The organism is Xanthomonas sp. LMG 12460 (genome assembly GCF_009192895.1).
GTDB classification, from domain to species: Bacteria; Pseudomonadota; Gammaproteobacteria; order Xanthomonadales; family Xanthomonadaceae; genus Xanthomonas_A; species Xanthomonas_A sontii.
Window position 1 is genome coordinate 1 of record NZ_NKUH01000046.1, and the last position, 12,626, is coordinate 12,626.

Below are 12,626 nucleotides of genomic sequence, written 5' to 3' on the forward strand. Positions count from 1 at the left end.
TTCTCCCGGGGGGAGAAGGGAACAGCCAGGAGCCCCTCTCCCACCGGGAGAGGGGTTGGGGTGAGGGTCCGGCGCGAAGCGTCTCGCGATGTTTGGGTGCACGAGGCTGCGCCCGTACCCTCATCCGCCCCTTCGGGGCACCTTCTCCCGGAGGGAGAAGGAAAGGCGCGAGCCCCTCTCCCACCGGGAGAGGGGTTGGGGTGAGGGTGCGGCGCGCCATTCCCACACCGCATGCAGACACTCGGCGCATACTCTGCGCATGTCCTGCCCGTGGAGAACACCGCAATGAAAGCCCTGATCCTGGTCCCGCTGTTGCTGCTGGCGGGCTGCGCCTCCACCGGCCTCGGCCCGGACGGCGCGCCGATGGACGTGCGCGGCGCGGAAACGACCCAGCGCAAGATGGACAACGGCGATACCGTCGACGAGTACCGCGTGGGTGGCCAACTGCGCATGGTCAAGGTGACCCCGGCGCGCGGCCCGGCCTATTACCTGTACGACCGCAACGGCGACGGCCACATGGAAGTGGACGGCAGCAAGGACAATGTGTCGCCCGTGTACTGGAAGCTGTACAGCTGGTGATGGCGCGCCCGGCGCGCCACCCAACGGCGGCGGCGCGCGGGCGTGCTCGCGTCCCCGATCTGCCCAGACGGACGAATGCATGCACGTGCCGGATGCCGGCCCCTGTCGCGGCGTCGCCTCCCGGCGCAGCCGCGTGACAGGCCGAAGCGTATCGGCAAAGCGATAGGTCGCTGCGGCCAGCGGCCGGATGCCGGCCTCGAACGTGTTCCGCACCGCGCCGACCCCGGCGCGGGCCGGTCAGCGCCTCAGCGGATCACCAGCACCGGGACCTGGCTGTTGGCGAGCACTTCCGCGGTCTGGCTGCCAAGCAGGACCCGGCTCATGCCGCGGCGGCCGTGCGAGGTCATCACGATCAGGTCGCTGTTGCAGGCCACGGCCATGTCGATGATGCCCTCGGCGGCGTAGCGGTCGAGCACGTGGCGGCCGTGCGCGGTCACTCCGGTAGCCGCGGCCGCGGCCAGCGCCGGCGCCAGGATCTTCTGCGCGCCGGCTTCGCGGTCCTGGCGGTATTCGGGGCTGGCCTCGTAGCCCACGCTCCAGCCCATCGCGTCGTACATGCCCATTGCCCACGGCTCGGACACGGTGACGATATCCACGTCCGCGCCAAGCGCGGCGGCCAGCGCCAGCCCCTGCTGGAGACCCTTGGCGGACAACTCGGAACCATCGATGGCGATCAGGATGCGCTGGTACATGGGATGCTCCGGTGACGCCGCACACGGCGGCCTGGACAGCATTGCACACCCATTGCGCGGCGCCTGCCTTGACCCGGATCAAATTCAGTCGCTGTGCGGCTTCAGCAGGCGTGCTGGATTGCCGGCCACGCGCGCGCCGGCCGGCACGTCGCGGGTGACCACGCTGCCGGCGCCGACCACCGCGTCGTCGCCGATGGTCACACCGGGCAGTACGATCGCGCCGCCGCCGATCCAGACGTTGCGCCCGATCGTCACCGGCCGCCCCAACTCCAACCCCTCGGCGCGCTGCGCAGCATCGCGCGGATGATCGGCGGCATAGAGTTGCACCGCCGGCCCGATCTGGGTGCCGGCGCCGATGTGCACCGGTGCCACGTCCAGGATCACGCAGTTGAAGTTGAGGAACACGTCCTCGCCGAGATGGATGTTGTAGCCGTAGTCGCAATGGAACGGCGGCCGCACCACCGCGCCGCGTCCCACCGAACCCAGTCCTTCGACCAGCAGCGCGTGCCGCCGCGCCGGTGGCTCGGCCAGCGCCGCGTTGTAGCGCTGCATCCAGGCACTGGCCGCGTCCTGCTCGGCCTGAAGCTGTGCGTCGTTGGGGCGATACGGTTCGGCGGCCAGCATCTTCTCTTTCTCGCTTCGCATACTTGCCCTCCCAGGCAGTGGTCGAACGCGAATGATCGCATCGCGCTGCGTCACGGCGCGTGTCCCTGGCGGTGACGCGCAAGCCGCAGCCACGGCGACGTCGTGACCAACAGACCACGTCGCATTCACCGTCCAGCAACGCCTATGCGTCCGATCATCGAACGCCCATGCCGGCGCATTCCAGCCCGCGTGGGCTCTCCCCAGACAAAGGCGGTGCGCGATGTCCGAACGTGTGGAAGCAGGCCAGATGGTGTTCGTCGCCGATGGCAAGGTCGGTGTAGGGGCGGTGCGCGAGGTCCGTGACGGCGGCGCCGCGTTCGTCGTCAACATCGAGAATGGCGGCGACTTCGTGGTGCCGGCGAGCGCGGTGCGCGACGTGCATTTCGGCAAGGTGATCCTGGCGGTCGAGCACCTGCCGGCGCCGCTGCGCGAGGCGTTGCGGCATCCGCATGATGCGGAGTTGCCAACCTCGACCTATGCCGCCAGCGATCCGAGCGACGGGGCGCTGAAAGACTGAGGCGGCACACTTTCCAGCTGCAACACCGCAGCTGCGGTGCAGCCGGAGTCCAAGGGGTTGCGCACTTGGCGGCGGTCCACAGTGGGACAGCGCTGGACGACCAACGCTGCCGCCAGGCGCTGGAGGGACATCGCTGTCGCGCGGCCGTCCCGCGGTCACAGCCCGGGACCCGTGGCCGCCGGATGAATGGCATTGCCTGGCACCTGCGTGACCGGGCCGGGCAAGTGCGACGGCGACGGCGGCAGGTGCTAACGTTCCGCGCTTCGCATCCCATCCCGCTCCCGGAGCCGCGCATGTCCGCAACCGCTTTTCCCGTCTCCCGTTGCGCCCGCCAGGCGCTGGTCCTCGGCATCGGCCTGGCGCTCGCCGGCGCCGCGCAGGCACAGGTGGTGCGCACACCGGACGTGCCGGCGCCGCAGGACACGCCCTACCCCGGCACCCTGACCCTGCAGGTGGACGCCGGCGATGTGCGCCAGGGTATCTACCGGGTGCACGAGACCATCCCGGTCAGCGCCGGGCGGCTGACCCTGCAGTACCCGCAGTGGATTCCCGGCGACCATTCGCCGAGCGGGCCGGTGGCGATGCTGGCCGGTCTCACCCTCACCGCCAACGGCAAGCCGCTGCCGTGGCGCCGCGACACCTTCGACGTGTACAGCTTCCACGTCGACGTGCCGCAGGGCGTGAGCGCGATCGACGCCAGCTTCCAGTACCTGTCGCCGCGCGACGACGGCTTCGAGATGACCGACAAGATGCTGCAGCTGGAGTGGAACAAGGTGGCGCTGTACCCGGCCGGCCACGACACCCGCGGCATCACCGTGGCGCCGAGCGTGACCCTGCCGGCCGGCTGGGAGTTCGGCACCGCGCTGGAGACCGCCAGCAGCAACGGCGCCACCACCACCTTCAAGCCGGTGGACTTCACCACCCTGGTCGACTCGCCGATCTACGCCGGGCGCTACTTCAAGCGCGTGGACCTGACCCCGGCCGGCGGCGCGCCGGTGCACCTGGACGTGGTCGCCGACGCACCGCGGTTCCTGGACATCAGCGCCGAGCAGCTGCAGGCGCACCGCAATCTGCCGGTACAGGCGATCAAGCTGTTCGGCTCGCATCACTATGCGCATTACGACTTCCTGTTCTCGCTGTCGGACGTGCTGGGCGGCAACGGCCTGGAACACCACCAATCCAGCGAGAACGGACTGGCTGCCGACTACTTCAGCGCCTGGGACGAGAATGCGCCGGACCGCGATCTTCTGGCGCACGAATACACGCACTCGTGGAATGGCAAGTTCCGGCGCCCGGCCGACCTGTGGACGCCGACCTTCAACGTGCCGATGGGCGACTCGCTGCTGTGGGTCTACGAGGGCCAGACCCAGTACTGGGGCTATGTGTTGACCGCGCGCGCCGGGATGTGGACGCCGCAGCAGTTCCGCGACGCGCTGGCGATGACCGCCGCCAACTACGACCGCAACCGCGCCGGCTTCCGCTGGCGCTCGCTGGAGGACACCACCAACGACCCCACCGCCGCGCACCGGTCCCCGCTGCCCTACCGCAGCTGGCAGATGAGCGAGGACTACTACAGCGGCGGGCAGATGGTGTGGCTGGCGGTGGACGCCAAGCTGCGCGCGATGAGCGGCGGGCGCAAGTCGCTGGACGACGTGGCCAAGGCGTTCTTCGGCATCGACGACGGCAGTTTCGCGGTCAAGACCTACACCTTCGACGACGTCATCGCCGCGCTCGACGGCGTGGTCCGCTACGACTGGGCCGACTACATCAACCGCCGCGTGTATCAGGTGGACCCGCCGCTGCTGGAAGGCCTGCAGGCCAGCGGCTGGAAGCTGGTGTACACCGACCAGCCCAGCGCATTCGAAAAGCAGTACGACGGCCGCCACCAGTCGGCGCGGCACCGCTACAACTTCGCCTGGTCGATCGGCCTGGTGATGAACGACGACGCCAGCATCAATGACGTGCTGTGGGACGGCCCGGCGTTCAAGGCCGGGGTCAGCAGCGGCGCCACGGTGCTGGCGGTCAACGGCCAGGACTACTCGCGCGACACGCTCAAGCAGGCCATCGCCGACGCCAAGGGTGGCAGCGCGCCGATCGTGCTGACGCTCAAGTACCAGGGCGGCGTGCGCGACGTGCCGGTGAACTACCACGACGGCCTGCAGTACCCGCACCTGGTGCGGGTCGAGGGCACGCAGGACTACCTGAGCAAGATCATCGCCGCACGGCACTGAGCCGACACCGCCGCCGCTGCCGACAACGCAGCGGCGGCAGGTGCGCGACGCGGCACCGTCACGCGCCGCACGCGGACGCCGACGACAATGGCAGGTGTGGTTTCCGTCCTGTCCCGGCATGCCTGCGATCGAGTTGCTGACCATCAATGCGCACATGGGCTTCAGCGTGCTGAAGCAGCGCTTCATGCTGCCGGAGTTGCGTGCGGCGATCCGCGCCCTGCCCGCGCACCTGGTGTTCCTGCAGGAGGTGCTGGGCGAGCATCAGCTGCACGCCGGCCGCCACGCCGACTGGCCGGCGCAGAGCCAGTACGCATTCCTCGCCGATACGCTGTGGCCGCAGTTCGCCTATGGCCGCAATGCGGTGTATCCGCATGGGCATCACGGCAACGCGCTGCTGTCGCGCTTCCCGATCGCCTCCTTCGTCAACCGCGACGTCTCCATCGCCGGCCACGAGCATCGCGGGCTGTTGCATGCGGTGCTGGAGATCCCTGGGCTTGCGGTGGCGGTGCATGCGATCTGCGTGCATCTGGGCCTGCGCGAGGCGCACCGGCGCCGGCAGATCGGCCTGCTCGGTGCGCTGATCGCCGAACTGCCGTCACAGTCGCCGCTGATCGTCGCCGGCGACTTCAACGACTGGCGCCAGCGCGGGCATCCGCTGCTGCAGCGGCATGGCCTGACCGAGGCCTTCGTGCACCTGCACGGACGCGTGGCGCGCAGCTTCCCGGCGCGCTGGCCGCTGTTGCCGCTGGACCGCATCTATGTGCGCAACGTGCGCATCGAGGCCGCAAGGGTGTTGACCGGCCGGCCGTGGTCGCACCTGTCCGACCACGCCCCGCTGCACGCCAGGATCGTGCTGTGAACCGGACCGCGAACCGCGACACGCGCTGGCGCCAGGGCCACCGCCTGGAGTTGCTGGAGAACGGCGATGCGTACTTCCGGTGCGCCTTCGCCGCGATCGACGCGGCCCGGCACGAGGTGCTGCTGGAGACCTTCATCTGGTTCGAGGACAAGGTCGGCCTGGCGCTGAAGGATCACTTGGTCGCCGCTGCGCGCCGCGGCGTGCGCGTGCACCTGCTGGTGGATGCGTTCGGCTCGCCGGATCTCTCGCCCGGCTTCGTGCGCGAACTGACCGAGGCCGGCGCCGAGCTGCGCCTGTACGACCAGCAGCCGACCCTGCTCGGCGTGCGTTTGAACGTGTTCCGGCGCATGCACCGCAAGCTGCTGGTGGTGGACGGGCGGATCGGCATGATCGGCGGCATCAACTGGTCGGCCGATCACCTGGCCGATTTCGGCCCGGAGGCGAAACAGGACTACGCGGTGGAGGTACAAGGCCCGGTGGTGGCGGACATGGTCGCGTTCGTGCGCCGGACCCTGGCCACCCACGGTACCGGTGCGGGGTGGGTGCCGCAGGAGAACGTCGATATGCCGCCCGCCGGCGCGGCCGAGGTGTGCTTCCTGCCACGCGACAACGCCGGCCGTTCACGCAGCATCGAGCGCGCCTACCGGCAGGCATTCCGCAACGCGCGGCACCAGATCGTGCTCGCCAACGCCTACTTCTTCCCCGGCTACGGCTTCCTGCGCGACCTGTGCGCCGCTGCGCGCCGCGGGGTGGCGGTGAAGCTGATCTTCCAGGGCCAGCCGGACACGCCGCTGGCGCTGTTCGCCGCACGCGCGCTGTACCGGCATCTGGTCGATGCCGGCGTGCAGATCTTCGAATACTGCGAGCGCCCGTTCCACGGCAAGGTCGCGGTGATCGACGGCCACTGGAGCACGGTGGGATCGAGCAACCTGGATCCGCTGAGCCTGGCGCTGAACCTGGAAGCCAACCTGATGATCCGAAATGCCGCCTTCGCGCGCGACCTGCACGGGCGCCTGCAGCGACTGATGCAACGGCACTGCCGCGAAGTCGTGCCGGCGCAGGTGCCACACGGACGCTTCTGGCAACCGCTGCTGCGGCCGCTGCTGTTCCATGTGCTGCGCAACGTGCCGCAGTGGGCCAGCCGCCTGCCCAAGCGCACGCCGCGCACCGCGGTGCTGCGGCGCAAGCGGCACGCGCCATGAACCATCCGCGCACGCGTTGGCGCATGCTGCGCCGCTTCGCCTATCTGGCCTTCCTGGTCCTGGTGGCGGTCCTGCTGGTGCGCGCGGCGCGCACCGTGGACTGGGCGCAGGTCGGCACCACCCTGGCGGGCTACGGTGCCGGCACCCTGGCCGCCGCCGCAGGCCTGAGCCTGGCCAGCTACGTGCTGTATGCCGGCTACGACCTGGCCGCGCGACGTTACGCGACGCATGCGGTGCCGACGCCGCGGGTCATGGCGATCGCGGACATCGCCTACGCTTTCAGCCTGAATGTCGGTGCGCTGATCGGCGGCACCGCGATCCGCTACCGGCTGTACGGACGCGCCGGGCTGGGCCTGGCGACGATCAGCCGCGTGGTCGGCTTCGCCATCGCCACCAACTGGATGGGCTATCTGCTGCTGACCGGCGTGCTGCTGGTCAGCGGCCGCCTGCGCACGCCGGCGCAGTGGCCGCTGAGCGGCGCGGTGCTGCCATGGGTCGGCGCCGCCATGCTGGGCTTGGTGGTGGGCTACCTGATCGCCTGCCAGCGCGCGCATGGCCGCACGCTGCAGGTGCGCGGCCACGTCCTGCACCTGCCGCCGTTGCCGCTGGCGCTGCTGCAACTCGGCCTGGGCACCGGCAACTGGGCGCTGATGGGCGCCCTGCTGTACGTGCTGATGCCGGCCGGCGTGGCCTATACCGCGGCGCTCGGCGCACTGCTGGCGGCGGCCGTGGCCACCGCCATCGCCCACGTGCCGGCCGGCATCGGCGTGCTGGAAGCGGTGGTGCTGCCGCTGCTGGGATCGCATGCACCGCAAGCGGAACTGCTGGCGGCATTGCTGGCCTATCGCGCCTTCTATTACCTCGGCCCGCTGCTGCTGGCCTGTGCGGGCTACGCGCTGCTGGAAGCGCGATGGCGGCGCGGCCTGAGCGAGACCGTGTGCGCAGCAAACCCAGACCCGTGACCACCTGACCTGTTGCGCTGCGCCTGCGGTGCCAGCGTCGCAGCGCACGCGTCCCGGAGCAGGGCGGTCATGCCGCCGCACGGATGCGCTCTTCGGCACCCCGGCACGGTCGACCGAGCGAACGCGCGCAGCGCACACCATTGGCTGTCCTCATCGCCGCACACCATTCCCGGGAGGTCGCATGAAACTGCTATTCGCCGTCGCGCTCGCGGCGCTGCTGTCGCCGTGTCTGTCCGCATCCGCTGCGCCCTCGCCCCTGCTCGGCAACTGGGCCGTGGACGTGGCGCGCCTGGATCGGGCACCCCAGGACCGGCCCAAGGCCGTCACCCTGCGCTTCAGCGAGGTGGGCAAGGGCAAGTGGGCGGTCAAGGTCGACATCGCCGAACAGGGCGGCGGCACCATGCATGCCGAAGGCGTCGCCGCGCTCGATGGCAGCGCCACGCCGGTGAAGAACAACTTCGAGGCCGATGTCTTTGCCCTGCGGATGCCCGCGCCCAACGTGCTGGTGATGATGCTATCCAAGGACAGGAGCGTGGCCTCGACCCGCATCTACACCGTCGCCGCCGACGGCCGCTCGATGACCGAGACGGTCTCCGCGTTCGCACCGGACGGCACGCCGACGATGCGCACCAACTACTTCACCCGCGTCGCGGCATCTGCCACGCCGTCGTCGCGCTGACGCACGCACCGGGCGCGGCGCATGTCAGCCTGGTGCTGGCCTACGCTGCTCTCCAGCGAGGTACAGGCCAGGAACCCAACCAGTTCGGTCATCGCCTGGCGTCCTGGCGCGGCCGCGGTCGCTGACGTAGGGACCATGAAGCAAGACCATGGATGCTCCCTGCGTAGATGCCCGCCCTGCCCGGCCAGTCGCGCCAGCCCGCCGCGAGCGGCAGACCGCGTTACAGGAACCGGTTCACTTGTGCCAGGCCGATCTGCGATGGCCGCCGGAATGCGTTCTGCACCTTGTCGATCTGCGAACCAGGTACGCCTTGCGCCTCGAAGTGGCCTTTCCACTGGCGCACCACGCCCGCCACCTCGTCGATCACCGCTGCCGCGGCCGCGGTGGTGAGGGCAAACCTCGCGCAGTGCGTGAGCGCGTTGTCGAGCGTGGACAGGCGCCCCTGTGCGCCGATCCCCAGGTGCAGGAAGCGCTCGCTGCCGCCGCTCGGCCTGGGAACCACGTCGTAGAGCGGGCTCAGGCGCCAGCCGCCGAGGTCGCCACGGTACACAAGCGCGTGGTTGCGGAGATGGTCGTCGTCGTTGCAGACCAGAATGTTGAACACCATGCGCCGGAACAGTTCGTGGCGATCGGCAGTCACCTGTCCCGCCGCACCCAGCCGGCCCAGCGCGTCGGCGATGTCCGCATAGGCCATCTTCGGCGAATCCATTTCATGCACGCCCAGCGCCGTCAGCGCACTGACCATATGCCATTTGCGATAGCCCTCGGCCTCCGTGCCGCGATCGAAGCGCGCAATCATCATCACCGTCCCGCGACCTGGCACATCGATCAGCCGGGTGTCGGGAACATCCATCTTGGCAAGACGGGCCAGTTCCAGCGTGGCGTGCTCGATCAAGGGAATGTCGAACGGATCGCGCCGGGTCGGGAACTTGGCCAACCACTGCCGTCCCTGATCGACCAGCACCGCTTTGGGCCGCATGCCGCCGAGCGTGGGCGCCTCGCCCAGCAGCTCGAGCAAGTGTTGCGGAACGGACTCGCCCTCTTCGATTCGCTCGGCGGCATCGAGCAGGTGATCCAGATGCATCGGCCGCAGCAGACCGCTGTCGCGCGGCGCGTCTTCGGGACTGCGACGGAAGTCGAGGGCACCGCTGCGGTTGGGACTGGAATTGTCGATCAGCACCCGGTCGTTGAGTTGGCCTTCCTGGATGCGCAGCGTGTTGGCAAGTACGCGCCGGCCCCAGGCATCGGGAAGGGCATCGCGGATGGCGCCGAACAGGGCGAGATCGCCCGGCGGTGCGACCTCGATACCGGGCGCTACTTCGTCCAGGCGCAGGCTGCGGGGATCGACGTCGATGGCGCCGGGGCGGCGGGAATAGCGCATGCCATAGGCAAACCGGCTACCGACTGATGCGGCGTGCGTTTCCACCAGGGTCAGCAGCCCTGCGGGCACGTCCTGATCGGCTCCCTCAAGGCGGATCATGACGTAACGTTCGTGGACAGGCATCGTCAGAAATCCAGTTTCTTGCGCAGATCGCGCTTGCGCACCCGGCGTCCATGCGCCGCATCCATGGCCTGCGCCACCGGATCGTGCAATGCCTGCAATGTGCCAAGCAGGCCCAGCACTTCCATGACGCTGACCCACGCCCAGATGGCGACGCCGGGATTGCCCGATTCGATCTTGAGGACGGTCAGACGGCTGACCCGGGCACGCTCGGCCAGTTCCTCCTGGGTCATCGTCCGGGCTCTACGGCCGCGACGAATGACGTCTCCCAGCGACGTGATGGCCGAGCTCGCCAATGGCGACAACCTGTCGTAAGCAGCCATGTCTTCAATCCGATACGCAAACAGCGTTTATGCAACTAATCGGATACATCATACCGCGGCAGACATCGGCCGCAAATCGAAGAATAGTCTTCAATTATGAATTTTATGCAGCTTTAAGTCTTCTATTGAAGACATTTAGAACGTCGAGCATGTCGCCATCCCGCCGCGTCCGCAGACGGGACCGAAGAGCGCACCTACAACAGGGTCAGATTGGCGTACGCCATCACCAGCCACTTGGCGCCGGCCTCGTCGAACTGCACCTGCACCCGCGCGTGCGCGCCGCTGCCTTCGTAGTCGATGACCACGCCGCCGCCGAACTTGGGGTGCTGCACGTTGGCGCCGAGCTTGATCGCCGGGGCCTCGATCACGCTGTGCCCGAGGCTGCGCGGCGCGCCAAGCGAGGCGCTGCGCGACACCTGCACCTTCGGCCGCACTTCGTGCAGCAGTTCGCGCGGGATCTCGCGCAGGAAGCGCGAGGGCACGTTGTAGTTGTCCTGGCCGTGGATGCGCCGCGACTCGGCATAGCTCAGCACCAGCTTGTGGCGGGCGCGAGTGATGCCGACATAGGCCAGGCGCCGCTCTTCCTCCAGGCGCCCGCTCTCTTCCAGCGAACGCGCACTGGGGAACAGGCCGTCTTCCATGCCGGCCAGGAACACGATCGGAAATTCCAGGCCCTTGGCCGAGTGCAGGGTCATCAACTGCACGCCCTCCTCGCCGGCCTGGGCCTGGCCTTCGCCGGCCTCCAGCGAGGCGTAGGCGAGGAACGCGACCAGCTCGGTCATCGCCTGGCGGCCTTCGTCGGCGTCCTCGTCGCCGTCGGCGCGGACGAAGCGCGAGGCCACCGACACCAGTTCGTCGAGGTTGTCGGTACGCGATTCCGAATCCAGCCCGCCGCGGCTTTCCTTGCCCCAGTGCTCGCGCAGGGTGGAGCGCGCCAGCACCTGGTCGATCTGTTCGGGCAGCGGCAGCCCGGCCACGTCCAGGGCCAGTTGCTCGATCAGGCCGAGGAACTGGCCCAGCGCGTTGCGCGCGCGTGCGGCCAGGTCGCCGCCCTGCTGCGCGGCCTGTCGCGCCGCCGCCCACAGCGACAGCGACTGCGCGCGCGCCAGGCGCCGCACTTCGTCCAGGGTGCGGTCGCCGATGCCGCGCGGCGGCGTGTTGACCGCACGCTCGAACGCCGCATCGTCGGCGCGGTTGGCGACCAGGCGCAGGTAGGCCAGGGTGTCCTTGATTTCGGCGCGCTCGAAGAAGCGCATGCCGCCATAGACCCGGTACGGCACCTGCTCGGCGATCAGCGCCTCTTCGAAGGCGCGCGACTGCGCGTTGCTGCGGTAGAGCACCGCCGCCTCGCTGTAGCTGCCGCCGTCGCGCACCCACTGGCGCACGCGCTCGACCACGTAGCGCGCCTCGTCCACCTCGTTGTAGGCCGCGTACAGGTCGATCGGCTCGCCATCCCCCGAATCGGTCCACAACTGCTTGCCGATACGGTCGGGGTTGTGCGCGATCACCGCGTTGGCGGCGTTGAGGATGTTGGCGCTGGAGCGGTAGTTCTGCTCCAGGCGGATGGTCTGCGCGCTGGGGAAATCGGTGAGGAAGCGCTGCACGTTCTCGACCTTGGCGCCGCGCCAGCCGTAGATCGCCTGGTCGTCGTCGCCGACCACGAACACGTGGCCGCTGTCGCCGGCGAGCACGCGCACGAACGCGTACTGGATGGCGTTGGTGTCCTGGAATTCGTCGACCAGGATCTCGCCGAAGCGGGCGCGGTAGTGCGCCAGCAGCGCCGGGGTGTCGCGCAACAATTCGTGTGCGCGCAGCAGCAGTTCGGCGAAGTCGACCAAGCCGGCGCGGTCGCAGCGCTCCTGGTACAGCGCGTAGGCGTTGCGCAGGGTGGTCACCCACTCGTCGCGCGGTTCCGGCTGGATGTGCTGGGCGCGGCGGCCCTCGTCCTTCTGCTGGTTGATCCACCACACGATCTGCTTGGGCGGGTACTTGCCCTCGTCCAGCTCCAGCTGCTGCACCACGCGCTTGACCAGCCGCAGCTGGTCGTCGGCGTCGAGCACCTGGAAGCTCTCGGGCAGCTTCGCGTCCTGCCAGTGCAGGCGCAGCAGGCGGTGCGCCAGGCCGTGGAAGGTGCCGATCCACATGCCGCGGCTGCCGTTGCGCAACTGCAGATCGGCGCGGTGGCGCATCTCGCCCGCGGCCTTGTTGGTGAAGGTGACCGCCAGGATCCCGTGCACCGGCACCCCATGCACCTGGTGCAACCAGGCGATGCGATGGGTGAGCACGCGCGTCTTGCCGGAGCCGGCGCCGGCCAGGACCAGATAATGGCCGGGCGCGGCGGAAACGGCCTCGCGCTGGGCGGGGTTCAGATCGTCGAGCAAATGAGAGACATCCACCCGCGCATTTTAGCCGGTGCGGCGGCGCAGCGGCTGCGAC

At 69.1% G+C, this 12,626-nt stretch carries 12 protein-coding genes; 7 read left to right on the forward strand and 5 right to left on the reverse strand.

Features of this window, described 5'->3' with window-relative positions:
• Window positions 1–285: 285 nt before the first annotated feature.
• Entirely contained in the window at window positions 286–579 is a 294-nt protein-coding gene (locus tag CEK66_RS10870) for a DUF2782 domain-containing protein (RefSeq protein ID WP_017910345.1), read from the forward strand.
• A gap of 245 nt (window positions 580–824) precedes the next feature.
• On the opposite strand, the gene CEK66_RS10875 is transcribed toward CEK66_RS10870, so the two are convergent.
• Window positions 825–1,271 (reverse strand): universal stress protein, encoded by a 447-nt coding sequence (locus CEK66_RS10875; protein ID WP_152236928.1) that lies wholly within the window; start codon window positions 1,269–1,271, stop codon window positions 825–827.
• 84 nt (window positions 1,272–1,355) lie between these two features.
• A complete protein-coding gene (locus tag CEK66_RS10880; RefSeq protein ID WP_152236929.1) occupies window positions 1,356–1,916 on the reverse strand; it encodes a sugar O-acetyltransferase in 561 nt (186 codons plus the stop codon).
• 247 nt (window positions 1,917–2,163) lie between these two features.
• Between CEK66_RS10880 and CEK66_RS10885 the strand changes: the two genes are divergently transcribed.
• The 6 genes from CEK66_RS10885 (at window position 2,164) to CEK66_RS10910 (ending at window position 8,366) form a co-directional block, all read left to right on the forward strand.
• A complete protein-coding gene (locus CEK66_RS10885; RefSeq protein WP_152236930.1) occupies window positions 2,164–2,433 on the forward strand; it encodes a hypothetical protein in 270 nt (89 codons plus the stop codon).
• A 293-nt stretch (window positions 2,434–2,726) separates the two neighbouring features.
• A complete protein-coding gene (locus CEK66_RS10890) occupies window positions 2,727–4,664 on the forward strand; it encodes a M61 family metallopeptidase (protein ID WP_152236931.1) in 1,938 nt (645 codons plus the stop codon).
• A gap of 118 nt (window positions 4,665–4,782) precedes the next feature.
• A complete protein-coding gene (locus CEK66_RS10895) occupies window positions 4,783–5,523 on the forward strand; it encodes an endonuclease/exonuclease/phosphatase family protein (RefSeq protein WP_152236932.1) in 741 nt (246 codons plus the stop codon).
• On the forward strand, window positions 5,520–6,725 hold the full coding sequence (gene clsB, locus CEK66_RS10900) for a cardiolipin synthase ClsB (RefSeq protein ID WP_152236933.1): 1,206 nt from the start codon (window positions 5,520–5,522) through the stop codon (window positions 6,723–6,725). The genes CEK66_RS10895 and clsB overlap by 4 nt, the downstream gene beginning before the upstream one ends.
• Entirely contained in the window at window positions 6,722–7,687 is a 966-nt protein-coding gene (locus CEK66_RS10905; RefSeq protein WP_226978576.1) for a lysylphosphatidylglycerol synthase domain-containing protein, read from the forward strand. The genes clsB and CEK66_RS10905 overlap by 4 nt, the downstream gene beginning before the upstream one ends.
• Before the next feature lie 181 nt (window positions 7,688–7,868).
• Window positions 7,869–8,366, forward strand: a complete 498-nt coding sequence (locus tag CEK66_RS10910; RefSeq protein WP_193312630.1) for a hypothetical protein — start codon at window positions 7,869–7,871, stop codon at window positions 8,364–8,366.
• A gap of 220 nt (window positions 8,367–8,586) precedes the next feature.
• On the opposite strand, the gene CEK66_RS10915 is transcribed toward CEK66_RS10910, so the two are convergent.
• The 3 genes from CEK66_RS10915 to uvrD form a co-directional block, all read right to left on the reverse strand.
• A complete protein-coding gene (locus tag CEK66_RS10915; protein ID WP_193312631.1) occupies window positions 8,587–9,846 on the reverse strand; it encodes a HipA domain-containing protein in 1,260 nt (419 codons plus the stop codon).
• A gap of 26 nt (window positions 9,847–9,872) precedes the next feature.
• Window positions 9,873–10,190: a helix-turn-helix transcriptional regulator gene (locus tag CEK66_RS10920; RefSeq protein WP_223875660.1), complete on the reverse strand. Its 318-nt coding sequence runs from the start codon at window positions 10,188–10,190 to the stop codon at window positions 9,873–9,875.
• A gap of 194 nt (window positions 10,191–10,384) precedes the next feature.
• The gene (gene uvrD, locus CEK66_RS10925; RefSeq protein ID WP_043091413.1) at window positions 10,385–12,586 is read right to left on the reverse strand and encodes a DNA helicase II; all 2,202 of its coding nucleotides are present in this window, start codon (window positions 12,584–12,586) and stop codon (window positions 10,385–10,387) included.
• Window positions 12,587–12,626: the final 40 nt, after the last annotated feature.